This is a genomic window from Variovorax sp. J2L1-78, from assembly GCF_030317205.1.
Classification (GTDB): domain Bacteria; phylum Pseudomonadota; class Gammaproteobacteria; order Burkholderiales; family Burkholderiaceae_C; genus Variovorax; species Variovorax arabinosiphilus.
Map to the genome: position 1 here is coordinate 1 of NZ_JASZYB010000002.1, position 23,271 is coordinate 23,271.

The window sequence follows — 23,271 nt, forward strand, 5'->3', positions numbered from 1 at the left end:
CAGCACCTCGCCGACCACGGCCGGGTCGATGCCGGCGCGCTCGACGGCGGCCTTGATCGCGGCGCCGCCGAGGTCATGGGCCGCGAGGGAAGAAAAGTCGCCCTGGAACGCCCCCATGGGGGTGCGGGCGGCGCCGACGATGACGATGGATTCGGACATGAGGGTCTCCTTGTGAATGGCGGGACGAAGAATCAGACGGCGGGCGATGCGGGGCGGGTCGCCCCGTCGAGCGATGCGGGCTGCGACGGCGAACCTTCGGCCTTCGAGCGCGGCACGATGGTCAATGCCTCGCCCGGCTTGCTCCACTTGTAGCGGATGCGCTGCACCGCGGCCTTGTAGATGGCATCGAGCGGCTTGCTGCCGTCGACCGACATCTGCAGGTCCTGCAGCAGGCCGTCGTGCACGCCGAAACTCCAGCCGTGGATGCGCACCTTCTGGCCGCGGCTCCAGGCGTCGACCATCACCGTGCTGACGGCCACGTTGACCACCTGCTCGGCCACGTTGAGTTCGCACAGCGCATCAACGCGCACTTCCTCGGGCAGCGACTCGAGCATGGCGATATGGCGGTCGCGCACGTCCTGGATGTGACGGATCCAGTTGTCGGCCAGGCCGATGCGTGCACCGCTGAGCGCCGCCTTCACACCGGCGCAGCCGTAGTGGCCGACCACCATGATGTGCTCGACCTTCAGGTGCTCGACCGCGAACTGGATGGCCGACAGCGCGTTCAGGTCGGAATGGACCACGATGTTCGCGACGTTGCGGTGCACGAACACCTCGCCCGGCTCCAGGCCGGTGATCTGGTTGGCCGGCACGCGGCTGTCGGAGCAACCGATCCACATGTACTTGGGCGTCTGCTGCTTCACCAGGCTGGTGAAGAAGCCGGGGCGGTCGCGCTCCATCTGGGCCGACCAGGCGCGGTTGTGGGCAAACAGGTCTTCGAGGGATTCGTTGGGCATGGTCGTTCTCGGCTTCGTTAGGTACGCTCAGTGCGCACGGGTCTTCTTCGGGGCGCGGGGCGCCTTCGTGGTCTTCAGGGCGCGCGCCAGGGCGGTGCGCGCCTGCTTCTCCTGGGCCTGCACCTCCGCGAGGTTGGCCTGCAATTCGGCCATCTGCGCTTCGAGCTGCCCGCGGTGGACGCCCAGGACATGGAGGAACTTCTGCAACTGTGCCGCGGTATCGCGCGGACTGTCGTAGATGTCGAGGATATCCTTTGCCTCGTCCAGGCTCAGCCCCAGGCGCTTGGCGCGCAGGGTGAGCGCCAGCCGCGTGCGGTCGCGCGCGCTGTACACCCGCTGCAGGCCGCCCGCGCCAGAGCGCTCGGGTGCCAGCAGGCCCTTGTCCTCGTAGAAGCGGATCGCCCGGGTGGTGAGCGCGAATTCCCGGGCGAGTTCGCTGATGGAATAGGTCGATGGCGTGGGCACGGAAAGGCAATGCTCCTGGTGGTGTCTCTTGTGCAGCCTTCGGGGCTCGTTGCGGGCGCGACAGCGGGCTTCCGCTGCGCTGCCTACAATGAAGGCCCCTCCTGTGACGTTGACGTTAACGTCAACCTCCAATCCTACATGAACCTCCTCGAACGCGAACTCCATTACCCGCTGGGCGACCAGTTGCCGGCGCCCGGCGAGACGATCGAGGTGGCGCCCGGCGTGCGCTGGATCCGCATGTCGCTGCCCTTCGCGCTCGACCACATCAACCTCTGGCTGCTGCGCGACCGCATCGACGGCGTCGAGGGCTGGACCGTGGTCGACTGCTGCATCGACCGCGGCGAGGCGCGCGAGCAGTGGGAGCGGGTCTTCGAGACGCAGCTGCAGGGCCTGCCCATCCTGCGGGTGATCGTGACGCACATGCACCCCGACCACATCGGCCTGGCCCACTGGCTGTGTGCGCACTGGAAGGCACCGCTGTGGATGAGCGCCACCGACTACTACGTGGCGCGCAACATGACCAGCGCCGGCGGCATGGACAATGCCGCGGGCGGCGATTCGGCGGCACGCTTCTACGCGTCGCACGGGCTGGTCGACCCGGAGGCCGTGGCCAAGATCCGCGAGCGCTCCCACTACTACCGCGACATGGTGCCCGCGCTGCCGAGCCAGTATGTGCGCCTGATGGAAGGCACGACGGTGCACATCGGCGGGCGCGCCTGGCGCTGCATCGCCGGCTACGGCCATGCGCCCGAGCACATCGCGCTGTACTGCGAAGAGACCAACGTGCTGCTGGGCGGCGACATGATGCTGCCGCGGATCTCGACCAACGTGAGCGTGCACGCCGACGAGCCGGAGGCCGATTCGCTTCGCCTGTTCCTCGACAGCATCGCGCGCTTTCGCGAACTGCCGGCCGACGTGCTGGCCCTGCCCTCGCACGGCAAGCCCTTCACCGGCGTGCACCGACGCGTCGAGCAACTGGAAGAGCACCACCGCGACCGCCTGGCCGAGCTGCTGGCCGGTTGCCGCGAGCGGCCGCTGTCGGCGGCCGACGGCGTACCGATCATGTTCAAGCGCGCGCTCGACCTGCACCAGCTGACCTTCGCGATGGGCGAGACCATCGCCCACCTGCACCTGCTGTGGCATGCCGGCCAGCTGCGGCGCACCCGCGGCGACGACGGCATCTACCGCTTCGCCACCCGATGAGCGAGGAGACGCTGGCGCGCCTGCGCAGCGGCGCGCTCGCCGGCACGCAACGGCTCGACCTGCGCGATGCCGGGCTCGCCGAGTTCCCGCGCGAGATCCTGGCGCTGGCCGACACGCTCGAGGTGCTCGACCTGTCGCGCAATGCGCTCGACACGCTGCCGGACGACCTGCCCCGGCTGCACCGCCTGCGCGTGCTCTTCTGCTCCGACAACCGCTTCACCGAACTGCCGGCCGTGCTGGGCCGCTGCCCACAGCTCGAGATGGTCGGCTTCAAGGCCAACCGCATCCACACCGTGCCGGGCCATGCGCTGCCCGCGCGGCTGCGCTGGCTGATCCTCACCGACAACGCGGTCGAGTCGTTGCCGCCAGCGCTCGGCCAGCGCCCGCGCCTGCAGAAGCTCATGCTGGCAGGCAACCGCCTGAGCGCGTTGCCCGACACGATGGCGACCGGTAGCACGTCGCTCGAGCTGCTACGCATCGCGGCCAACCGCTTCGGCGCCCTGCCCGACTGGCTGGGCACGCTGCCGCGCCTGGCCTGGCTGGCGCACGGCGGCAACCCGCTGACCGCAGCGCAGGAAGCGCACGCACTCGACGGCCATGCGCTGCCGGACATCGACTGGTCGCGCCTGGACACCGGCGCCGTGCTGGGCGAAGGCGCGTCGGGCGTGATCCAGCAGGCCGCGTGGCAGCTGCCCGATGGCACGCGGCAGCCGGTGGCGGTCAAGCTCTTCAAGGGCGCCATGACCAGCGATGGCTCGCCGTCGAGCGAGATGGCAGCCGGCATCGCGGCGGGCCTGCACCGCGGGTTGATCGGCGCGCAAGGCCGCGTCGTCGGCCACCCCGAGGGCGCGCAGGGGCTGGTGATGCCGCTGATCGATCCGGCCTTCGGCGTGCTGGCCGGGCCACCGAGCCTGGACTCGTGCACGCGCGACGTCTATGCGCCCGACACCCGCTTCACGCCCGACGCGGCGCTTTCGCTGGCCGCGGGCATCGCGTCGGCCGCCGCGCACCTGCATGCGCAGGGCCTGATGCACGGCGACCTGTACGCGCACAACATCCTGCACGACGGCGCCGGCGGCGCGCTGCTGGGCGATTTCGGCGCGGCGTCCTTCCACCCGTCGCCGATGGCCGACGCGCTCGAACGCATCGAGGTGCGCGCCTTCGGCTGCCTGCTCGAGGAACTGCTCGCGCGCTGTGGCGCCGCCGACCCGGCACTCGGTGCGCTGCAAGCCCGCTGCGTGCAGCCGACGGTCGCGCTGCGCCCCGGCTTCGCCGAGATCAGCACGCAACTCGACGCCGTGCGCTGAACGGCGCCTGGCGCCTTGGTGACGGCGGTCAGCGGCAGCGGCCACTAAGCTGCCGCGGCACGCATCCACCCGGAGACATACCATGGACACCACCCACCTCTTCTCGCTCGAGGGCCGCACGGCGCTCATCACCGGCGGCTCGCGCGGCATCGGCCGCATGATCGCCGAGGGCTTTCTGGCGCAGGGCGCCAAGGTCTACATCTCGGCGCGCAAGGCGGCCGCCTGCGACCAGACCGCGAAGGAACTCTCGGCCTTCGGCCCCTGCATCTCGCTGCCCGCCGACGTGTCGACCGTCGAAGGCGCGCACGCGCTGGTCGCGGCCTATGCCCAGCACGAAGACACGCTCGACATCCTGGTCAACAACGCCGGCGCCGCCTGGGGCGCGCCCTACGACGAGTTTCCCGAGAGCGGCTGGGACAAGGTCGTCGACCTGAACATGAAGGCGCCCTTCTTCCTCACGCAGGCGCTGACCCCGATGCTGCGCAAGGCAGCCACCGACCACCTCGCCAAGGTCATCCACATCGCGTCGATCGACGGCCTGTCGGTGAACCCGTGGGAAACCTACTCGTACGCGGCCAGCAAGGCCGGTCTCATCCACCTCACGCGCCGCATGGCGCTGCGGCTCGCGCCGGACCGCATCGCGGTGAGCGCCATCGCGCCAGGCGCCTTCGCGTCGGACATGAACAAGGAAGCGCGCGACCACGGGGACGAGGTCAAGAACCGCATCCCGGCCGGACGCATCGGCACGCCGGAGGACATGGCAGGCGCGGCGATCTTCCTGGCCTCGCGCGCCGGCGACTACGTGATGGGCTCGACGCTGGTGGTCGACGGCGGGGCTGCCTACGGGCGCTGATGCGGCTTGCGGCTTGCGGCTTCCGACGGCGCCACAATCACGCGGCTGTGACGCCCTTTCCTTGAATGGGCGGGCGTCCTGCGCCAAGTTCTGATGCCCGCCTCTGGCTAAGCCAGGATCAGCCCTTCCGTGAGGTCCCTATTTGGTCACCTGCCGAGCCTTGATCAGTTTGCTGGTTGCGGCACTCGCACTCCAGGCAAACGCAACCGGACGCGACTTCTCTGCCGATTTTGCCGTCGTCTTCGCCGATGCGACGACAGAAGCGAAGTTGGACAGACTCCCGCTGAGCAGGGCCGTGCTGGCCGATGCGATCGAATCGGCCGCAAAAGCGGGTGCGCGCGGTGTGATCCTCAAATTTTTCCTGGACCGCCCACGGCAGCTCGAGGGAGATCGGGCACTGGCGCATGCGCTGACACTGCTGCCGGTGCTGTTGCAGGCCCGCATCGACGACACCGAAGCGGCCTCCAACGATCTCCCGTCGCGCTTCTTGCTGCCCGGCGACACTCGAGCAACGGCCATCAACGGCACGGGTGGATGGATTCCAATTCCACTCTTCTCGGCGCCCGCCCATGACATCTGCTTTGTGGATTTCTTGTCTTCCACCGTACCGGTGATCGAGTCCTATCGGGGCGCGTCCGTGAAGTCCCTGCTTCTGTGCGCCGTCGAGTTGGCGACCGGCGAAAGAGCAATCCCATCGGCCGCAGGGACGTTGGCCTTCATGGGCAACACTTTGCCGACCGACGAACTCTTCAGGCTTTCGGTTCCCATCGTGGACCACCGCCCCCTGGAGACCCTGACGCTGCACGATCTGCTCGACGGATCGATCGCCGCGTCGTCGCTCAAGGGGAAAGTGGTGATCCTTGCCTACGATGGGCCGAACATCGACCGGCTTGACAGCGACTATGGCGCCGTCGGCGCGCATCGGCTGTTCGTGCTGCTTCTACGCGACTTTTATCAGAGTCTTCCCTGATGGGCTCAGAGCCGCCTACGGGCGTTGAGCCTTCGCCTGCAGCACGTTGTCGGTGATGGCGCGGCCGACGCGCTCGAACACCTTGCCGGCCTCCTTCTGTTCGTCGAGATCGGCCGCGCAGGCCACGACCACGATCGCGTCGCGGCCGCCGTTCTCGGGGTTCATCACGCCGGAGTGGCAGGCGGTGCGGTACTGCGTGCCGGTCTTGTGGATGAAGCGCACGCTGCGCGGCAGGCCGGCCTGCAAGCGGTAGTTGGTGAAGATGTCGATCTTCATGTCCTTGAAGATGCGCTGCGTGCTCTGCGGCGACAGCAGATCGCCGCGCACCAGTTTCTCGAGCATGCCGCCGTAGGCCACCAGCGTGGCCGAGTTCGCGCCCTGCTTGTAGTAGCGCGCGTAGGCCTCGTCGATCGTCCGGGCCTGGAGCGCCGACGCCGGCACGCCGAGCGCACGCCGCACCGCCTCCACCCGCTGCGGGCCGAGCGGCGCCGAGGCCACGCGCACCAGCTGGTCGTTCGTCAGCTTGCGTGCGTCGGGATGGATCTCGGCGTACACGTCGTAGCGCACCTGCGCAAGTGACGTGAGGCGCTTGACGCGATCGGCGCCCATGGCGGCGCGCGCGCTCTCGTTCACCCGATCCTCGCCGACGATGCGCACCAGCATCGTGGCCGCCGTGTTGTCGCTGTCGACGAGCATGCGGTTGAGCAGGAAGTCGATCGTCATCGGCGTGCCGACCGGCCGCCACACCAGTTGCCCGGCCTCGATGCGGTCGGTGGGCTCCAGCTTGCGCGTGTCCGACAGCTTCAGCCGGCCGGCATCGACCGCCTGCAGCGTGGCGATGGCGATCGGCACCTTCGCCGTCGAGCCGAGGTACCAGAAGCGGTCCGCACCATAGGAGAAGGCCTCACCGCCGTTCAGCCGCTTGATGTACAGGCCGAGCCGGCCCGGCGACTCGCGGTCGATGCCTTCGACCGCCCGCTGCAGCGCGTCGGACCAGTCGGCGGCACGCGCCGCGTCAACGCTCAGCAGGAACGGCAGGCAGGCGATCAACGCCCGGAAGCACAGGGCAGGACGACGCATGGGTGACCCCTTCATGGAGCAGGCCGGACCTGCAGATGGCGGCCCCGACCTGCGCCAGGGCCATTTCGGAACGTTCGAGCGAGGGTTCGTCGCGCGTACAGGCGACGACCAGGAGGCGGCGCGCACCGGACGCGGTCGGTGGCGTTCGGATGAGCCCGCCGTCGCAGATGCGGCCGCGCTGCGTACCGGTCTTCTGCGCGAAGCGCACGTCTTTCGGCAGCCCGAGCTGGATGCGGCGCTTGCCGGTGACGACGCGCTCCATCATCGCGAGCAGGTAGCCGGTGTACGTGGGCCGCAGCGCCTTGCCGTCGACCAGCGATTCAAGCAGCTCGCCATACGCCTCGAGCGGCGCGGCGTTGAGACCGCTCGCGTAGTAGGCGGCGTAGGCCGCGTCGAGGTTGGGCTGGCGGAACTCGGCGATGGGTGTGCCCGTCAGGTGCGACAGCAGCTTGAGCCGCTCGGCATCGCTTGGCTGACGGCGCAGCGCGAGCAGGTCGCGCCCTTCGAGCCGCTCCGCCCTCGGTGTGAGCTGCCCGTAGATCGCACGGCGCACATCGGACAGGCGGGTGATGTGCCCGAACCGGCCGGGCACCAGCGACTCGACCACCGCATTGACCTCCGCGATGCCCACCAGGTCGATCAGCATGTCGCTGGCCGTGTTGTCGCTGTGGATGATCATCTGCTCGAGCAGCGCGCGGATGCGCACCGCGGCGCCGACCGGCTTGCGGTTGGTGCTGCCCGCGCCGTCGACGTAGTCCGATGCGCGCAGCGTCACCGGCGTGTCGAGCGTGAAATCGCCGCGCTCCACGCCGCGCAACACCGCGATGGCCACCGGCACCTTGACCATCGAGGCGAGGTACCAGCGCTGCGTGGCGCGGTGCGACACCGTCTCGCCGGTGTCGAGGTCACGCACGTAGACGCCGATGCGGGCGGCGTGGTCTGCATCGATCTGCGAGAGCGCGCCGGACAGGCGCGTCGCCCATGGCGAAGGCGCCGAGGTCTGCGCTGCACCGACGCCGTGGAGGGCGAGCAAGAGCAAGGCGGCGGTCAGCCGGCAGTGGGGGACGAGGCGCTGAAGTCTGAAAGTCACGACCCCAGCTTGCAGCCGAATGCAGCAACGCGGTCCCCGACAGCGCCTACACCGTGTGCAGGCCGACGCCGGGTTCTCCGGGGTCGATGGACAACAAAAATCGTGACAAAAGTCACGCCAACGACATGGCCGCCGCCTAGGCTTGGACCCGTCCGATGGCGCCGGCGGAACCTTTCGAGCCGGCCCGCCGGGCGGTCGCCACGAGGGCCCCCACGCCCCGCCCCCTACACAGAAAGCGAGCTTTCACATGCCAATCCCCCTGTCCTCCCTCTGCGCCGCTGGCGCACTGATCGTTGCCGGCGCGCTGGCCGGCTGCGGCGGTGGCGATGCCGCCGGCACCGGCGCCAGCGCCGCCGCCCAGAAGACCGACGCCACCGCCAAGCCCGAAGCGCCGGCGACGGACTCGACCGCCGCAGCCGCGCCAGCCGACGTGCGCTACGCCCCTTGAAGCCGGAGAGAAGCACCCCATGACCACGACGAATTCGCGCCGCAACTTCATCAAGGGCACGGCCACCACCGGCATCGCCGCGGCAACGCTGGCCGCCTTTCCCCCGAGCATCCGGCGTGCACTGGCCATCCCCGCGCACCACGACACCGGCACCATCAAGGACGTCAAGCATGTCGTGCTGCTGATGCAGGAGAACCGATCCTTCGACAGCTACTTCGGCACCTTCAAGGGTGTGCGCGGCTACGGCGACCGCTTCGCCGTGCCCGCGCCGAACGGCAAGACCGTCTTCCATCAGACCTACACCAAGACGACACCGCCGAGCACCTACGTGCCCTACCACCTGGACGAAAGCCAGGGCAACGCGCAGCGCGCCGGCAGCACGCCCCACACCTGGATCGACTCGCAGGCCGCGTGGGACCACGGCCGCATGTTCAAGTGGCCCGACGCGAAGAACCTGCTGTCGATGGGCTACTACGACACGGCCGAAGTGCCGTTCCAGCGCGCGCTGGCCGATGCCTTCACCCTGTGCGACCACTACCACTGCGGCATGCACACCGGCACCATCGCCAATCGGCTCTTCTATTGGAGCGGCACCAACGGCCCGAACGGCGTGAGCCCCATCGACGGCAGCAAGGTGCAGGTCGCCGCCCTGAACAACCAGTTCAACGGCGGCAACGACATCGGCCCGTCGACCCAGGGCTGGACCTGGACCACCTATGCCGACCGGCTGGAGAAGGCCGGCGTGAAGTGGAAGGTCTACCAGAGCCTGGTCGACAACTTCGGTTGCAACGAGATGATGAGCTTCCGCCACTGGCGCGCAGCCGTCGAGCAGATGCCCGCGTCGCGCCGCCCGGTCTACGTGCCCGCGACCGACATCACCCAGCCGGTGACCGCGGCCGGCCCGTTCTACGACGCGAGCGTGGACGACGCGCTGAGCCCGCTGGCCAAGGGCTTCGGCAACACGATGCCCTATGGTTTCCTGGAGACCTTCCGCGAAGACATCCGCAACGGCACGCTGCCGGCGGTGTCGTGGATCATTTCCCCGTCGGCCTACAGCGAGCACCCTGGCCCCTCGAGCCCGGCCAAGGGCGGCTGGTATGTGCAGGAAGTGCTGGACGCGCTGACCTCGAACCCCGAGGTCTGGAGCAAGACGGTGCTGCTCATCAACTTCGACGAGAACGACGGCTTCTTCGACCACCTGCCCACGCCCTCGGCGCCCTCGCGCAACCCCGACGGCACGCTGGCGGGCGCCACCACCATGGCGGCGGCGGACGTCGCCGTCGAGTACCACGACTACGCACCCGCCACCACCAGCCAGCCGGCCGCCGACGGCCGGCCCTACGGCCCCGGCCCGCGGGTGCCGATGTGGATCGTTTCACCCTGGAGCCGCGGCGGGTGGGTCAACTCGCAGGTCTGCGACCACACCTCCACCCTGCTCTTCCTGGAGAAATGCTTCGGTGTGCAGGAGCCGCAGATCAGCGCGTACCGCCGCGCCGTCTGCGGCGACCTCACCAGCGCCTTCAACTTCGAACGCCCCAACGACGAGCCGCTGCCGACGCTCGCCGGCCGCACCACCAAGGCCGAGGCCGACGCACTCACCGCCGCCCAGCAGGCCCTGCCCAAGCTGACGCCGCAGCCCGATCTCGCGCTGCCGGCCCAGGCGACCGGCGTGCGCCCGTCGCGGGCGCTGCCCTACGAACTGCACACCAGCGCGCGCGCCGACATGCAGAACGGCCGCGTGCAGCTGCTGTTCGCCAACAGCGGGCGGGCGGCGGCGGTCTTCCACGTGTACGACAAGCGGCATCTGTCCGACCGCCTGCCGCGCCGTTTCATGGTCGAGCCGGGCAAGCAGCTGAGCGACCACTGGGCGGCGATGACGGACGACGCCGGCCTCTACGACCTGTGGGTGCTCGGCCCGAACGGCTTCCACCGCGAGTTCAAGGGCGACCTGAACCGACTGCGCGCAGGCGGTGCGCCTTCGCCCGAGATCCGTGTCGGCTACGACGCGCGCCGCGGCGACCTCTACCTGCAGCTGCGCAACGAGGGCCGCCGCGATTGCCGCTTCACGGTGCAGTCGAACGCGGCCTACGCGCCGCCGGCCGTCCGCCGCGGCCGCGGCCATGACCACGAGCGGGACGACGACGGGAAGGACGAGCGCGGCCACCACGGCGGCCCGGGCCACGGCCGCGACCGGTCGTGGAACCTGGCCCTCAAGGGCGGCGCCGATGCGGAGATGAGCTGGAGCCTCGACGGCAGCGGCAACTGGTACGACTTCGTCGTGACCTGCGATGCCGACGCGGCCTTCTATCGCCGCTTCGCCGGCCGGGTCGAGACCGGCCGCCCTTCGGTCAGCGATCCGGCCATGGGGCTGGTCGACCGCTTCTAGGCACCTGGCGCGGCAGCCTCAGTGGTTGTCGCGCGGCACCCCGAAGGTCGCGTGGATCTTCTGGTACTTCACCGCCGGCTTCAGCACCATGCCTTCGGACAGTTCGTCAACCACGGCGCGCTGGATCTCCTGCCACGGCGTCTGGCTCGGCGGGTACGGGTAGCCGCCCGCGGCATCGAGCTTCGCGCGGCGCTTGGCCAGTTCCTCATCGGACACCAGCATGTTGGCCGTGTGCTTTTTCAAGTCGATGCGCACGCGGTCGCCGGTGCGCAGCAGCGCCAGCGCGCCACCGGTGGCGGCCTCGGGCGAGGCATTCAGGATCGACGGCGAGCCCGAGGTGCCCGACTGCCGGCCGTCGCCGATGCACGGCAACGCGGTGATGCCCTTCTTCAGCAGGTAGCTCGGCGCCCGCATGTTCACCACCTCGGCCGCGCCGGGGTAGCCGACCGGGCCGACGCCGCGCATGAAGAGGATGCTGTGCGCATCGATCTTCATCTTCGGGTCGTCGATGCGCGCGTGGTAGTCCTCCGGCCCGTCGAACACCACGGCGGTGCCTTCGAAAGCCATCGGGTCCTTCGCATCGTTGAGGTAGCGCTCCTGGAACTCCGGCGTGATCACGCTCGTCTTCATGATCGCCGAGTCGAACAGGTTGCCCTTGAAGTTCAGGAAGCCGGCGTTCTTCTTCATCGGCTTGGCGTACGGGAAGATCACCTTCCGGTCTTCCGTGAAGCGGCCTTCGCAGTTCTCGACGATGGTCTTGCCGTTGGCCGTGAGCGCGGGCTGGATCAGCCCCTTGGCGATCAGCTCGGCCACCACCGCCGGCACGCCGCCGGCGCGGTAATAGTCCTCGCCGAGGTATTCGCCGGCCGGCTGCAGGTTCACCAGCAGCGGGATCTTGTAGCCGTACTTTTCCCAATCGGCGGTGTGCAGCTCCACGCCGATATGGCGCGCGATGGCGTTCAGGTGGATCGGCGCGTTGGTCGATCCGCCGATGGCAGAGTTCACGATGATCGCGTTCTCGAAGGCGGCGCGCGTGAGGATGTCCGAGGGCTTCAAGTTCTCGCGCACCATCTCGACGATGCGCTTGCCGGTCATGTACGCCATCTCCTGCCGATCGCGGTAGGGCGCGGGAATCGCGGCGCTGCCGGGCAGCGTCATGCCCAGGGCTTCGGTCAGCGAGTTCATCGTCGACGCCGTGCCCATGGTGTTGCAGTGGCCGGTCGACGGGGCCGACGAGGCCACCAGCTTCAGGAAGCCCTTGTCGTCGATCTCGCCAGCGGCGAGCAGCTCGCGCGCCTTCCACACGATGGTGCCCGAGCCGGTGCGCTCGCCCTTGTACCAGCCGTTGAGCATGGGGCCGGAGTTCAGCGCGATGGCCGGGATGTCGACCGTGGCGGCGGCCATCAGCTGCGCCGGCGTGGTCTTGTCGCAGCCGGTGGTGAGCACCACGCCGTCGATCGGGTAGCCGTAGAGGATCTCGACCAGCGAGAGGTATTGCAGGTTGCGGTCGAGCGCGGCCGTCGGGCGCTTGCAGGTTTCCTGGATCGGATGGATCGGGAACTCGAAGGCGATGCCGCCCGCATCGCGGATGCCTTCCTTCACGCGCTCGGCCAGCACGATGTGGTGGCGGTTGCACGGCGCGATGTCCGAGCCGGTCTGCGCGATGCCGATGATCGGGCGGCCCGACTGCAGCTCGTCGAAGCCGAGGCCGTAGTTCATCGTGCGCTCGAGGTAGAGCGCTGTCATGTCGGTGTTGGCCGGGTTGTCGAACCAGGCCTGCGAGCGCAGTTTCAGGGCGCCCGCGGGCTTCTTGGGTTGGCTGCGGGGCGTGGGGGGTTTCTTTTTCACAGGGACAGTCCCTTCAGGGTTTGATCGGCGTTCGGCTGCGCCTTGCAGTCGTCGATGTAGAGCCGGATGATGTCGGCGAAATTGTCGTGCGGGTGCAGGCCGAGTCGGCCGGCACGCACCGCGGTCGCACCGCTGGGCCAGTTGGCCACGATGCCGGCGATGCGCTCATCGCGCTCGAAGCGCACCAGGGCGCGCACCTTGGGGCCGGCGACCTCTTCCAGCGCATCGAGCATGTCGGCCACGCGCACGTTCAGGCCCGGCAGGTTGAGCGCGGAGCGGCCGACGAAGGCCTCGCGCGTGGCTTCGTAGACGGCGATGAGCCCTTCGACGGTACGGGTGGGCGAGGCCATCGGGTGCGACACGTCGGGCGACACCGGGCAGATCGATTCCACGCCGGCCAGCGGCTCGCGAATGATGCCGCTGAAGAAGGACGAGGCCGCGCCGTTGGGCTTGCCCGGGCGCACCGTGACCGTCATGAGCCGCGCCGCGCGGCCATCGAAGTAGCCCTTGCGGGTGTAGTCGGCGATGAGGTGTTCGCAGATCAGCTTCTGCGTGCCGTACGAGGTCTGCGGCGTCGGCAGCGTGTCGTCGGCCACCAGCTTCGGGAAGGGCACGGCCGGGTCGGGGCCGAACACCGCGACCGAGCTCGAGAAGACGAAGCGCGTGACCTTGCCCCCGGCATTGACGTTGGCGCGCAGCGCGTCGAGCAGGGCGCGCGTGCTGTCGAGGTTGGAGCGCAGGCCGAGGTCGAAGTCGGCCTCGCACTCGCCCGACACGGCCGACGCGAGGTGGAACACGCCGTCGAAGGCTTCGGTCTTCAAGGCGTCGGTCTGCGCGAGCAGCGGGCCGGTGCGCGCCTCGACGCGCGGGTCGGCCACCAGGTCGGCAGGGGGCGGCGCGATGTCGGTCAGCACCATGCGCTCGATGCGCTGGCCGTCGAGGGTGCCGCGGGCCAGCAGGGTGCGCGCCAGGCGTGCGCCGAGAAAGCCGCCGCCGCCGGTGATGAGTAGTTTCATGAGTCAGTCTCCTTGGGGGTTTTTCGTTTGCGGCGTCCCGAGATGACGCCGCCTTCGACCAGCCGCTGTTCGCCATGCAGGATGTGGCTGGTGGCGCAGCGGCGCGCTTCGTCCGGGTCGCGCGCGGCGATGGCTTCGACGATGGCGCGGTGCTCGTGCTGCACCGCCTCCATGAAGTCCAGGCGCCGCGCCTCGTTGCCGCGCGTGATGCGCATGCCTTCGCGCAGGTACTGCTCGAGAAAGCCGAGCAGCAGCCGGAACTGCGGGTTGCCGCTCGACTCGCCGATGACACGGTGGAAGGCGAGGTCTTCGGCCACGCCGTCGTGCCCGGCCGCGACCGCGACGTCGATGGCCTTGAGGGCACGCCGGAGCGAGGCGATCTGCGCCCGCGTGGCGCGCTCGGCCGCGAGCGCGGCGATCTCGCCTTCGAGTACGCGGCGCACCTCGACCACGTGCACGACGGCCTGCACCGAATCGAGCACCGTCGGGTCGAAGGCCAGCGGCTGGTTGGTGGGCGTCTGCGCCACGAACACGCCCGAGCCCTGGCGCGACACCAGCAGCGCACGCGAACGCAGCTGGTGCACCGCTTCACGCACCACCGTGCGCGACACGCCATGCGCCACGGCGAGCTGCTGTTCGGTGGGAAGGCGGTCGCCGGGCCGCAGCGCGCCGGATGCGATCTGGTCGCCCAGGCGCTGCGCGAGACGATCGGACAGGCGATCCGCCATGAGGCGGAGCGGTTCGGCAGAGGGGCGGACAGGAGAGCGGTTTGCCTGCACGGCAGCGGAGTTTTGGCGCACGGTTATCGGGTGATCATACAAATCACCGGGGGTTTTCTCCTACCGGTTTGCCCTGATACCGGTTGCAGACAAGCGGCAGATACTGCGCGGGCTGCTGCGGCGCGGAGGTCTCCACGTCGCCTTCCCTCGCGAACCCACAGGATTGCATTGCATGGCCAGTGTCACGATTCAAGCGGTCAAGAAGAGCTTCGGCGACGTCCCCATCCTCCACGGCGTCGACATCGACATCCCCGACGGTTCGTTCACGGTGCTGGTCGGCCCCTCGGGCTGCGGCAAGTCGACGCTGCTGCGGATGATCGCGGGGCTGGAGGAAATCCACGGCGGCGAGATCCGCATCGGCGAGAAGCGGGTGAACGACCTGCCGCCGAAGGAGCGCGACATCGCGATGGTGTTCCAGAACTACGCGCTCTACCCGCACATGACGGTGCGCGACAACATGGCCTTCTCGCTGACGCTGGCCAAGGCCGACAAGGCGACCATCGCGAGCAAGGTGCAGCGCGCGGCCGAGATCCTCGCGCTCACGCCGCTGCTCGACCGCTACCCGCGCCAGCTCTCCGGCGGCCAGCGCCAGCGCGTGGCGATGGGCCGCGCCATCGTGCGCGACCCGCAGGTCTTTCTCTTCGACGAGCCGCTGTCGAACCTCGACGCCAAGCTGCGCGTGGCGATGCGCAGCGAGATCAAGGAACTGCACCAGCGGCTCAAGACGACGTCGATCTACGTCACGCACGACCAGATCGAGGCGATGACCATGGGCGACAAGATCGTGGTGATGCGCGACGGCCGGATCGAGCAGACCGGCAGCCCGCTCGATCTCTACGACCATCCGGCCAACCAGTTCGTCGCCGGTTTCATCGGGTCGCCGGCGATGAACTTCCTGCCGGGCACGCTGCGCCGCAGCGGGGGCGCGGCGCGCGTCGAACTCAAGGACGGCACGCAGCTCGACGCGCCGCTGCATGCGGGCGGCACCGACGGGCAGCCGGTCGTCTACGGCACGCGGCCCGAGCACCTGGCCCTGGCGTCGAGCGGCGGCATCCCGGCGCGCGTGGCGGTGATGGAGCCCACCGGCATGGACACCTTCGTCGCATGCCGGCACGAAGGCACCGAGCTGTCGGCCGTGTTCCGCGAGCGCCACGACTTCGCGCCCGGCAGCACGATCCACCTGCAGCCCGACCTGCAGCGCGCCCACCTCTTCGACGCGGCCTCGGGCCAACGGCTCGCCGCCTGAATTCGCTTCCCGGTTCGTTCAACAAGACAGGAGACATCGAATGAGTGATTTCAATCGCCGCAAGTTTCTCGAAGGCACGGCCGGCGTCGCTGCCGCCGCTTCGGTCGGCGCCGGCGCCGCCCTCTTCGCGCCCTTCGCGCATGCGCAGAACCTGACGTTCAAGCCCGAGAAGGGCGCCAAGCTGCGCGTGCTGCGCTGGAGCCGCTTCGTGCAGGGCGACATCGATGCCTACATGGCCAACGTCAAGAAGTTCACCGAGGCCACCGGCGTCGAGGTGCGCGTGGACAACGAAGGCTGGGAAGACGTGCGCCCGAAGGCGGCCGTGGCGGCCAACACCGGCGCGGGCCCAGACATCATCCTGTCGACCAACGACGACGCCAATCTCTACCCCGACAAGCTGCTCGACGTGACCGACCTGGCCGAGTACCTCGGCAAGAAGTACGGCGGCTGGTACCCGGCCGGCGAGACCTTCATGCGGCCCGACGGCAAGAAGTGGCTGGGCCTGCCCCTGGGCGCTTCGGGCTCGCTCATCGTCTACCGCGAGAGCATGGTGAAGGCGGCCGGCTTCGCGACCTTCCCGAAGACCACCGACGACTTCCTCAAGCTCTACAAGGCGCTCAAGGAAAAGGGCACGCCGGGCGGCATGGCGCTGGGCAACGCGACCGGCGACAGCACCTGGTGCAACTGGCTGATCTGGTCGCACGGCGGCAAGCTGGTCGACAAGACCAACAAGGTCGTGATCGACAGCCCCGAGACCCTCAAGGCGCTGGAGTACGGCAAGGAGCTCTACGCCAACTTCATCCCCGGCACGCTGTCGTGGCTGGACCCGAACAACAACAAGGCCTTCCTCGACGGGCAGATCAGCGTCACCAACAACGGCATCTCGATCTACTACGCCGCCAAGAACTCGCCGGACCCGAAGGTCAAGGAGATGGCTGCGGACATCAACCACGCCGTGTTCCCGATCGGGCCGGTGGGCGTGCCGACCGAGTCGCACCTGTTCTTCAACCAGATGATCATGAAGTACACGAAGTTTCCGCAGGCCTCGAAGGAGTTCCTGCGCTTCATGATGGAGAAGGAACAGTTCGACCCGTGGCTGCAAGGTGGCGGCGGCTACGTGGCGCAACCCCTGCGCTTCTACGAGAACAGCGCGATCTGGAGCTCGGACCCGAAGAACCTGCCCTACCGCGACTCGGTGAAGAACCTGCGCCCGGGCGGCTACGACGGCAAGCTGGGCTACGCCTCGGCCGGTGCCGCGGCGGACTTCATCATCCCGAACATGGTGGCCGAGGCCGCGAGCGGCTCGAAGACGCCCAAGGAAGCGGCCGAGCGCGCGCAGAAGCGCGCCGAGCGTTACTACAAGCTCTGACCGCCCCGCCCGCCCGGCGCCATGGTGCCGGGCGGTTCGCCCTCGTTCCTCGACCACGCCCGCCCCATGACCCTCCTGGCCCGATTCCAGAACAGTCGCAACGCGCTCGGCTTCATGTTCATGCTGCCGGCGGCGCTGTTGCTGCTGGTGTTCCTGACCTACCCGCTCGGCCTGGGCACCTGGCTCGGCTTCACCGACGCCAAGGTCGGCCGGCCGGGGCAGTGGATCGGCCTGGAGAACTACGCCTACCTGTGGGGCGACGCGGTCACGCGGCTGGCGCTGTTCAACACGCTGCTCTATACCTTCGTGGCGAGCGTGTTCAAGTTCATCCTCGGGCTGTGGCTGGCGATCCTGCTGAACAAGAACATCCGCTTCAAGACCTTCTTCCGGGCGGTGATCCTGCTGCCGTACATCGTGCCGACCGCGCTGTCGGCCATCGCCTTCTGGTGGATCTACGACTCGCAGTTCTCCATCGTCAGCTGGGCGCTGGTGAAGATGGGGCTGATCGACCACTACATCGACTTCCTCGGCGACCCGTGGAACGCGCGCATCTCGGTGATCATCGCCAACGTGTGGCGCGGCGTGCCCTTCGTGGCCATCACGCTGCTGGCCGGGCTGCAGACGATCTCGCCGTCGTACTACGAGGCGTCCGCCATCGACGGCGCGACGCCCTGGCAGCAGTTCCGCCACGTGACGATGCCGCTGCTCACGCCCATCATCGCGGTGGTCATGACCTTCTCGGTGCTGTTCACCTTCACCGACTTCCAGCTGATCTACGTGATCACCCGCGGCGGCCCGCTGAACGCGACGCACCTGATGGCCACGCTCTCGTTCCAGCGCGCCATTTCCGGCGGCGCCCTCGGTGAAGGCGCGGCGATCGCGATCGCGATGGTGCCCTTCCTGCTGGCCTGCGTGATGTTCAGTTTCTTCGGCCTGCAGCGCCGTGCATGGCAACAAGGGGGCAGCGACAAATGAGCAACTCGAGCCAAGTCGACACCGTCGGCATGAGTTACCTGGACTCGATCCCGCGCAAGGCGGTGACGGTCTACATCCCGCTCGTGCTGTTCCTGATCGTGCTGCTGTTCCCGTTCTACTGGATGGCCGTCACCTCGGTGAAACCCGAGGCCGAGCTGCTGGCGCGCGACGGCAACCCGTTCTGGGTGATCAAGCCGACGCTGCAGCACTTCTACAAGCTGCTGTTCGAGACGGCGTATCCGCAATGGCTGTGGAACACGGTGCTGGTGTCGGTGGTGTCGACCTTCGTGTCGCTCGCGGCCTCGGTGTTCGCGGCCTACGCCATCGAGCGGCTGCGCTTCAAGGGGTCCAAGCAGGTGGGCCTGTCGATCTTCCTGGCGTACATGGTGCCGCCGTCGATCCTGTTCATCCCGCTGGCCAACGTGGTGTTCAACCTCGGCCTGTTCGACACGCGCTGGGCGCTGATCCTCACCTACCCGACCTTCCTCATTCCCTTCTGCACCTGGCTGCTGATGGGCTACTTCCGCTCCATCCCGGCGGAGCTGGAAGAGTGCGCGCTGATCGACGGCGCCAGCCGCTGGCAGATCCTGGTGAAGATCGTGCTGCCGCTGGCGGTGCCGGGCCTGATCTCGGCCGGCATCTTCGCCTTCACGCTGTCGTGGAACGAGTTCATCTACGCGCTGACCTTCATCTCGTCGTCGGAGGTCAAGACGGTGCCGGTCGGCGTGGTCACCGAGCTGGTGCAGGGCGACGTGTACCAGTGGGGGCCGCTGATGGCCGGCGCGCTGCTCGGCTCGCTGCCGGTGGCCTTCATCTACTCGTTCTTCGTCGAGTACTACGTGTCGGGGATGACCGGGTCGGTCAAGGAGTGAGCGTGCGCTCGGTCACCAGCGCGGCACCGGTTCGTCCTTGAGCTGCTGTCGCAGCGCGCCGTAGTCCGGCACCACGCTCTCGACCGTTTCCCAGAAACGGGGGCTGTGGTCCATCACGCGCAGGTGCGCGAGCTCGTGCACCACCACATAGTCGATCACCGGCATGCGATAGTGCACCAGCCGCCAGTTCAGGCGGATGGCGCCGTCTGCGCTGGCGCTGCCCCAGCGCGTGGCGGCGTTCGACAGCGACAGCTTGGTCCAGCGCACACCCAGCTGCGGCGCGTAGAGCGTCAGCCGCTCCTGGAAGATGCGCTTGGCCTGGCGCATGAGCCAGGCCTGCGCGGCATCGCGGATCTGCGCCGTGGTCGCATTGTTCGCCACCGACAGGCGCAGCTCGCGCACGCCGCCCTCGTCCGGCTCGGCGTCGAGCATCGCGCCCACGCCGTCGAAGGCATGGCGCGGGTCGAGCCGCACCGTGACCTGTTCGCCGAGAAAAGGAATGCACGCGCCGTCCTTCCATTCGATGCGCGCGGATTCGAGCCGCTCGTGCCGCTGCTGGGCCTCATCGAGCTTGCGCACGATCCAGTCGGCCTTCTCCTGCAGCGCCGCGTCGACGTCGCGCAGCGCGACCCAGCGCGGCGCGCGCACCGACAGGCCTTCGGCGCCGACCACGAAGCCGATGGTGCGGCGCTTGCCGCGCGCGAATTCGTAGGCGACCTGCGCGTGGCCCAGCACCGCCTCGCGCGTGGCGCGCGGGTGCACGAAACGCGCAAGGCGCAGCGTGTCGGACAGCGGCACGGCGGGCAGCGACGGGCCCTGCGGCTCGACGGCCTTCGGCGCTGCGGGCTCGGCCGCGGGCGCCGGCACCTCGGCACGCAGCTCGTCGAACAGGTCCAGGGTGAATTGCATCAGGCCGCGCATCGCACGCACCCGCTCAACGGTAGGCCTCGGGGTCGAGCCGCCGCATCTCGGCTTCGATCCATGCCTCGACCTCGCGCATCAGCTCGACCGGCTCGCGGCCGACGCTGGAGATGGCCGGGCCGATCGACACGTCGACGACGCCTGGCCGCTTGACGAAGGCCTTGCGCGGCCAGACCTTGGCCGAGGTGACGGCGATCGGGATCACCGGCGCGCCCGTCTCGACCGCCAGCCGCGTGCCGCCGCTCTTGTAGGTGCCCTGCTGGCCACGGGGGATGCGGGTGCCCTCGGGAAACATGATGATCCAGATGCCCTGCGCCAGCAGCGCGCGGCCCTGCTTGACCACCTTGTTGAAGGCCTGCGCGCGCTGGCTGCGGTCGATGTGGATCATGTCCAGCCGCGCCATCGCCCAGCCGAAGAAGGGCACGTAGATCAGTTCCTTCTTGAACACGTAGGCCAGCGGGTGCGGCATCAGCGTGGGCATGAGGAAGGTCTCGAGCGTGGACTGGTGCTTGACCAGCAGCACCGCGCCCGCGCGCTGCTCCTGGGGCAGGTTCTCCATGCCGGTGACCCGCGTGCGGATGCCCAGGATGACCCGCGCACCGCCGATGGCCCAGCCCAGCCAGCGCTCGGCCATCCAGTACAGCGGCTCGCCGCGGCGCCAGATCGACGCCACGCACATGATGATGCCCCAGGGAATGACGGTGACCAGCATCCACGCCATGTGGACCACCGAGCGCACGAACGCCATCAGACGGCCACCTGCACGGCTGCCTTCTGCGCCTCGCGCGCGAGCAGGAAATCGACGAAGGCCGACAGGTCGTCGTGCACCTGCGTGTTGGGCGGGTACTCGGGCGGCAGCGGGTCGACATTGCGGCAGGCCGCCCCCATGCCGGTCAACAGCAGGTGCGGCTCGCAGCCGGCGGCGGCCCCGGCCTGCAGGTCGCGCAGGCTGTCGCCGGCGGTGGGCACGTTGGTCAGGTCGACGCCATAGCGCTCGCCGATCTGCAGGAACAGGCCGGGCTTGGGCTTGCGGCAGCCGCAGTCCTCGTCGGGGCTGTGCGGGCAGTAGAAGATCGCGTCGACCCGGCCACCGACGGCGGCCAGCATCTTGTGCATCTTCGCGTGCATGGCGTTGAGCGACACCACATCGAACAGCCCGCGGCCGAGGCCCGACTGGTTCGACGCGATCACCACGTGCCACCCCGCATGGTTGAGCCTGGCGATGGCTTCCAGGGCCTGCGGCAGCGGCGTCCACTCGGTCTCGCTCTTGACGAAGTCGTCGCGGTGCAGGTTGATGCTGCCGTTGCGGTCGAGGATGACGAGTTTCATGAGGGGCCTCGCGTGGGTTCGATCAGGCCGCCAGCCGCTCCAGCAGCGCCACGCGGTTCATCGCCCCGTGCAGCAGCTTGAGCAGGCCGAGGCGGTTGAGCCGCAGGTCGAGCTGTTCGGCATTGACCATCACGCCGTCGAAGAAGGCGTCGACCGGCGCGCGCAGGGCGGCCAGGGTCTGCAGCGATGCGGTGTAGTCGCCAGCCTCGAACTGCGCGTCGGCGGCGGGCAGGATGCGCTCCATCGCGTCGTGCAGCGACTTCTCGGCGGGTTCCTGCAGCAGCACCGGGCTGACGTGGGCGTCGGCCTCGGGCGACTTCTTCAGGATGTTGCCGATGCGCTTGTTGGCGGCGGCCAGCGCCGGCGCCTCGGGCAGGGCGGCGAAGGCGCGGACGGCCGCCAGCAGCTTGGGCACGTCGCCCAGGCGCTGCGGCTGTGGGGCCAGCACGGCGTCGACTTCCTGCGCGCTGGCGCCCTGCTCGCGCAGGCTGCCGGCGAGGCGATCGAGGATGAAGCCCTCCAGGTCGACCACGGCACGGTCGCGGTCGAAACCGTCGATGCCCTGGAAGACGGCGGCGGTGCCGATCAGCAATGCCTTCAGGTCGAGCAGCAGGTCCTTCTCGATCAGCATCCGCACCACGCCCAGCGCATGGCGGCGCAGCGCGAACGGGTCGCGGTCGCCGGTGGGCAGGTTGCCGATGCCAAACATGCCGACCAGCGTCTCGAGCTTGTCGGCCAGCGCCACCACCACGCCGACCTCGCCGCGCGGCAGCGTATCGCCGGCGAAGCGCGGCTTGTAGTGGTCTTCGATGGCGTCGGCCACGTCGACGGCCAGGCCGTCGTGCAGCGCGTAGTAGCGGCCCATGGTGCCCTGCAGTTCGGGGAACTCCCCGACCATGTCGGTCACCAGGTCGGCCTTGGCGAGCTGCGCGGCCTGGGTCGCCTGCGCGGCGAGCGTGCCGTCGCCCAGCTGTTCGGCGATGGTGCGCGCGATGTGCATCACGCGCGTCACGCGTTCGCCCTGCGTGCCCAGCTTGTTGTGATAGACCACCTTGCCCAGCGATTCCACGCGCGAGGCCAGCGACTTCTTGCGGTCCTGGTCGAAGAAGAACTTGGCGTCGGCCAGGCGCGGGCGCACCACGCGCTCGTTGCCACCGATGACCGCGCTCGCATCGTCGGGGCTGATGTTGCTCACGACCAGGAACTGGTTGGTGAGCTTGTCGGCCGCGTCGAGCAGGGGGAAGTACTTCTGGTTGGCCTTCATCGTGAGGATGAGGCATTCCTGCGGCACGTCGAGGAACTCGCGCTCGAAGCTGCAGATGAGCACGTTCGGCCGCTCGACCAGTGCGGTGACTTCGTCGAGCAGCGCATCGTCATCGATCGGCTTCGCGCCGCCACCGACCTTCGCGGCGGCCTGCGCCAGCTGGCGGGCGATCTCGGTGCGGCGGGCATCAAAGCCGGCGATGACCGCGCCCTCCTCTTCCAGCTGCAGCGCGTAGCTGCTGGCGTCGCGCAGCACCACCGGGTCGACCTTGGCTTCGAAGCGGTGGCCGTGCGTCTCGCGGCCGGCCGTGAGGCCCAGCGCCTCGACCGGCACCACGTCGCCGCCGTGCAGCGCGACCAGGCCGTGCGCCGGGCGCACGAAGCTCACGCTGGTCCAGCCGGGCAGTTCGCCGTTCTCGAGCTGGTAGCTCATGACCTTCGGGATCGGCAGCTTGGCGATGGCTTCGGCCAGCGCCTTCTGCAGGCCCTCGGCCAGCGTTGCGCCCTTGGCCGTGCTCTCGTAGAAGAGCGCCTCGGCCTTGCCGTCGAGCGCGCGCTTGAGCGTGGGCACGGCGGACGCGTCGGCGCCGAGCGCACCCAGGCGCTTGAGCAGCGCCGGCGTGGCGTTGCCCGCCGCGTCGAGGCCGACGGCCACCGGCATCAGCTTCTGCGAGACCGCCTTGTCGGCGGCCTGCGCCACCACGTTCGTGAGGTGCGCGCCCAGGCGGCGCGGCGAGGCATAGGACGTGAGCACCGCGCCGGCCTCGGCCAGGCCGAGCGCGACGAGCTGGTCGCGAAGGACGCCGGCGAAGGCGTCGCCCAGCTTCTTCAGCGCCTTGGGTGGCAGTTCCTCGACGAACAGTTCGACGAGCAGGTTCTTGGTATTGGTGATCAT

22 protein-coding genes are annotated in these 23,271 nt (G+C 68.8%); 10 read left to right on the forward strand and 12 right to left on the reverse strand.

The annotated features are described in order from the left end of the window. The 3 genes from QTH86_RS13780 to QTH86_RS13790 form a co-directional block, all read right to left on the reverse strand. Positions 1-159: thiolase family protein (locus QTH86_RS13780; RefSeq protein WP_506555349.1), on the reverse strand; the 159-nt coding region annotated here is incomplete at its 3' end. A gap of 32 nt (positions 160-191) precedes the next feature. Beyond that, positions 192-956, reverse strand: a complete 765-nt coding sequence (can, locus tag QTH86_RS13785) for a carbonate dehydratase (RefSeq protein WP_286646797.1) — start codon at positions 954-956, stop codon at positions 192-194. 27 nt (positions 957-983) lie between these two features. Beyond that, positions 984-1,421 (reverse strand): MerR family transcriptional regulator, encoded by a 438-nt coding sequence (locus QTH86_RS13790; RefSeq protein WP_286646798.1) that lies wholly within the window; start codon positions 1,419-1,421, stop codon positions 984-986. 138 nt (positions 1,422-1,559) lie between these two features. Between QTH86_RS13790 and QTH86_RS13795 the strand changes: the two genes are divergently transcribed. The 4 genes from QTH86_RS13795 to QTH86_RS13810 all read left to right on the forward strand — a co-directional run bounded on the left by QTH86_RS13795 (position 1,560) and on the right by QTH86_RS13810 (position 5,754). Beyond that, positions 1,560-2,624 (forward strand): MBL fold metallo-hydrolase, encoded by a 1,065-nt coding sequence (locus tag QTH86_RS13795; RefSeq protein ID WP_286646799.1) that lies wholly within the window; start codon positions 1,560-1,562, stop codon positions 2,622-2,624. Next, positions 2,621-3,931: a leucine-rich repeat-containing protein kinase family protein gene (locus tag QTH86_RS13800; RefSeq protein ID WP_286646800.1), complete on the forward strand. Its 1,311-nt coding sequence runs from the start codon at positions 2,621-2,623 to the stop codon at positions 3,929-3,931. The genes QTH86_RS13795 and QTH86_RS13800 overlap by 4 nt, the downstream gene beginning before the upstream one ends. Before the next feature lie 82 nt (positions 3,932-4,013). Next, on the forward strand, positions 4,014-4,784 hold the full coding sequence (locus tag QTH86_RS13805; protein ID WP_286646801.1) for an SDR family oxidoreductase: 771 nt from the start codon (positions 4,014-4,016) through the stop codon (positions 4,782-4,784). Positions 4,785-4,944: 160 nt separating this feature from the next. Next, on the forward strand, positions 4,945-5,754 hold the full coding sequence (locus QTH86_RS13810; protein WP_286646802.1) for a CHASE2 domain-containing protein: 810 nt from the start codon (positions 4,945-4,947) through the stop codon (positions 5,752-5,754). A 15-nt stretch (positions 5,755-5,769) separates the two neighbouring features. Here QTH86_RS13810 and QTH86_RS13815 read toward each other — a convergent pair whose 3' ends face one another. Continuing rightward, on the reverse strand, positions 5,770-6,834 hold the full coding sequence (locus tag QTH86_RS13815) for a serine hydrolase (RefSeq protein WP_286646803.1): 1,065 nt from the start codon (positions 6,832-6,834) through the stop codon (positions 5,770-5,772). Then, positions 6,770-7,924: a serine hydrolase gene (locus QTH86_RS13820; RefSeq protein WP_286646804.1), complete on the reverse strand. Its 1,155-nt coding sequence runs from the start codon at positions 7,922-7,924 to the stop codon at positions 6,770-6,772. Before QTH86_RS13820 ends, QTH86_RS13815 begins: the two co-directional genes overlap by 65 nt. 247 nt (positions 7,925-8,171) lie before the next feature. Here QTH86_RS13820 and QTH86_RS13825 point away from each other — a divergent pair, with 247 nt between their 5' ends. Further along, positions 8,172-8,372 (forward strand): hypothetical protein, encoded by a 201-nt coding sequence (locus QTH86_RS13825; protein WP_286646805.1) that lies wholly within the window; start codon positions 8,172-8,174, stop codon positions 8,370-8,372. A gap of 19 nt (positions 8,373-8,391) precedes the next feature. After that, positions 8,392-10,758, forward strand: a complete 2,367-nt coding sequence (locus QTH86_RS13830; RefSeq protein ID WP_286646806.1) for a phosphocholine-specific phospholipase C — start codon at positions 8,392-8,394, stop codon at positions 10,756-10,758. Between the two features lie 18 nt (positions 10,759-10,776). On the opposite strand, the gene QTH86_RS13835 is transcribed toward QTH86_RS13830, so the two are convergent. From QTH86_RS13835 to QTH86_RS13845, 3 genes are read right to left on the reverse strand one after another with little or no spacing between them, the layout of a single operon-like run. Further along, entirely contained in the window at positions 10,777-12,606 is a 1,830-nt protein-coding gene (locus tag QTH86_RS13835) for an IlvD/Edd family dehydratase (protein ID WP_286646807.1), read from the reverse strand. Continuing rightward, positions 12,603-13,622 (reverse strand): D-erythronate dehydrogenase, encoded by a 1,020-nt coding sequence (gene denD / locus QTH86_RS13840; RefSeq protein ID WP_286646808.1) that lies wholly within the window; start codon positions 13,620-13,622, stop codon positions 12,603-12,605. The genes QTH86_RS13835 and denD overlap by 4 nt, the downstream gene beginning before the upstream one ends. After that, complete coding sequence (locus tag QTH86_RS13845; protein WP_286646809.1) at positions 13,619-14,350, reverse strand: FadR/GntR family transcriptional regulator; 732 nt, start codon at positions 14,348-14,350, stop codon at positions 13,619-13,621. The genes denD and QTH86_RS13845 overlap by 4 nt, the downstream gene beginning before the upstream one ends. Positions 14,351-14,573: 223 nt before the next feature. On the opposite strand from QTH86_RS13845, the gene QTH86_RS13850 reads away from it, so the two are divergent. From QTH86_RS13850 to QTH86_RS13865, 4 genes are all read left to right on the forward strand, one after another. Further along, complete coding sequence (locus QTH86_RS13850) at positions 14,574-15,647, forward strand: ABC transporter ATP-binding protein (RefSeq protein WP_286646810.1); 1,074 nt, start codon at positions 14,574-14,576, stop codon at positions 15,645-15,647. A gap of 40 nt (positions 15,648-15,687) precedes the next feature. Next, positions 15,688-17,016, forward strand: a complete 1,329-nt coding sequence (locus QTH86_RS13855) for an ABC transporter substrate-binding protein (protein WP_286646811.1) — start codon at positions 15,688-15,690, stop codon at positions 17,014-17,016. 66 nt (positions 17,017-17,082) lie between these two features. Continuing rightward, positions 17,083-17,991 carry a carbohydrate ABC transporter permease gene (locus QTH86_RS13860; protein WP_286646812.1) on the forward strand — a complete coding sequence of 303 codons (909 nt, stop codon included), beginning with the start codon at positions 17,083-17,085 and terminating at the stop codon, positions 17,989-17,991. Next, the gene (locus QTH86_RS13865; RefSeq protein WP_286646813.1) at positions 17,988-18,863 is read left to right on the forward strand and encodes a carbohydrate ABC transporter permease; all 876 of its coding nucleotides are present in this window, start codon (positions 17,988-17,990) and stop codon (positions 18,861-18,863) included. The genes QTH86_RS13860 and QTH86_RS13865 overlap by 4 nt, the downstream gene beginning before the upstream one ends. Positions 18,864-18,875: 12 nt before the next feature. Here QTH86_RS13865 and QTH86_RS13870 read toward each other — a convergent pair whose 3' ends face one another. From QTH86_RS13870 to glyS, 4 genes are read right to left on the reverse strand one after another with little or no spacing between them, the layout of a single operon-like run. Then, the gene (locus tag QTH86_RS13870) at positions 18,876-19,784 is read right to left on the reverse strand and encodes a M48 family metallopeptidase (protein ID WP_444813821.1); all 909 of its coding nucleotides are present in this window, start codon (positions 19,782-19,784) and stop codon (positions 18,876-18,878) included. Between the two features lie 13 nt (positions 19,785-19,797). Then, positions 19,798-20,532 carry a lysophospholipid acyltransferase family protein gene (locus tag QTH86_RS13875; RefSeq protein ID WP_286646815.1) on the reverse strand — a complete coding sequence of 245 codons (735 nt, stop codon included), beginning with the start codon at positions 20,530-20,532 and terminating at the stop codon, positions 19,798-19,800. After that, positions 20,532-21,113: a D-glycero-beta-D-manno-heptose 1,7-bisphosphate 7-phosphatase gene (gene gmhB, locus QTH86_RS13880; RefSeq protein WP_286646816.1), complete on the reverse strand. Its 582-nt coding sequence runs from the start codon at positions 21,111-21,113 to the stop codon at positions 20,532-20,534. The genes QTH86_RS13875 and gmhB overlap by 1 nt, the downstream gene beginning before the upstream one ends. A gap of 22 nt (positions 21,114-21,135) precedes the next feature. Beyond that, a complete protein-coding gene (glyS, locus tag QTH86_RS13885) occupies positions 21,136-23,271 on the reverse strand; it encodes a glycine--tRNA ligase subunit beta (protein ID WP_286646817.1) in 2,136 nt (711 codons plus the stop codon).

Excerpts from the sequence above, each read along its gene's own strand:
- can (WP_286646797.1), bottom strand. The coding sequence starts at position 956 with ATGCCCAACGAATCCCTCGAAGACCTGTTTGCCCACAACCGCGCCTGG.
- QTH86_RS13795 (WP_286646799.1), top strand. The coding sequence starts at position 1,560 with ATGAACCTCCTCGAACGCGAACTCCATTACCCGCTGGGCGACCAGTTG.
- QTH86_RS13800 (WP_286646800.1), top strand. The coding sequence starts at position 2,621 with ATGAGCGAGGAGACGCTGGCGCGCCTGCGCAGCGGCGCGCTCGCCGGC.
- QTH86_RS13805 (WP_286646801.1), top strand. The coding sequence starts at position 4,014 with ATGGACACCACCCACCTCTTCTCGCTCGAGGGCCGCACGGCGCTCATC.
- QTH86_RS13815 (WP_286646803.1), bottom strand. The coding sequence starts at position 6,834 with ATGCGTCGTCCTGCCCTGTGCTTCCGGGCGTTGATCGCCTGCCTGCCG.
- QTH86_RS13825 (WP_286646805.1), top strand. The coding sequence starts at position 8,172 with ATGCCAATCCCCCTGTCCTCCCTCTGCGCCGCTGGCGCACTGATCGTT.
- QTH86_RS13830 (WP_286646806.1), top strand. The coding sequence starts at position 8,392 with ATGACCACGACGAATTCGCGCCGCAACTTCATCAAGGGCACGGCCACC.
- denD (WP_286646808.1), bottom strand. The coding sequence starts at position 13,622 with ATGAAACTACTCATCACCGGCGGCGGCGGCTTTCTCGGCGCACGCCTG.
- QTH86_RS13845 (WP_286646809.1), bottom strand. The coding sequence starts at position 14,350 with ATGGCGGATCGCCTGTCCGATCGTCTCGCGCAGCGCCTGGGCGACCAG.
- QTH86_RS13850 (WP_286646810.1), top strand. The coding sequence starts at position 14,574 with ATGGCCAGTGTCACGATTCAAGCGGTCAAGAAGAGCTTCGGCGACGTC.
- QTH86_RS13855 (WP_286646811.1), top strand. The coding sequence starts at position 15,688 with ATGAGTGATTTCAATCGCCGCAAGTTTCTCGAAGGCACGGCCGGCGTC.
- QTH86_RS13860 (WP_286646812.1), top strand. The coding sequence starts at position 17,083 with ATGACCCTCCTGGCCCGATTCCAGAACAGTCGCAACGCGCTCGGCTTC.
- QTH86_RS13865 (WP_286646813.1), top strand. The coding sequence starts at position 17,988 with ATGAGCAACTCGAGCCAAGTCGACACCGTCGGCATGAGTTACCTGGAC.
- QTH86_RS13870 (WP_444813821.1), bottom strand. The coding sequence starts at position 19,784 with ATGCGCGGCCTGATGCAATTCACCCTGGACCTGTTCGACGAGCTGCGT.
- QTH86_RS13875 (WP_286646815.1), bottom strand. The coding sequence starts at position 20,532 with ATGGCGTTCGTGCGCTCGGTGGTCCACATGGCGTGGATGCTGGTCACC.
- gmhB (WP_286646816.1), bottom strand. The coding sequence starts at position 21,113 with ATGAAACTCGTCATCCTCGACCGCAACGGCAGCATCAACCTGCACCGC.
- glyS (WP_286646817.1), bottom strand. The coding sequence starts at position 23,271 with ATGATCACCAATACCAAGAACCTGCTCGTCGAACTGTTCGTCGAGGAA.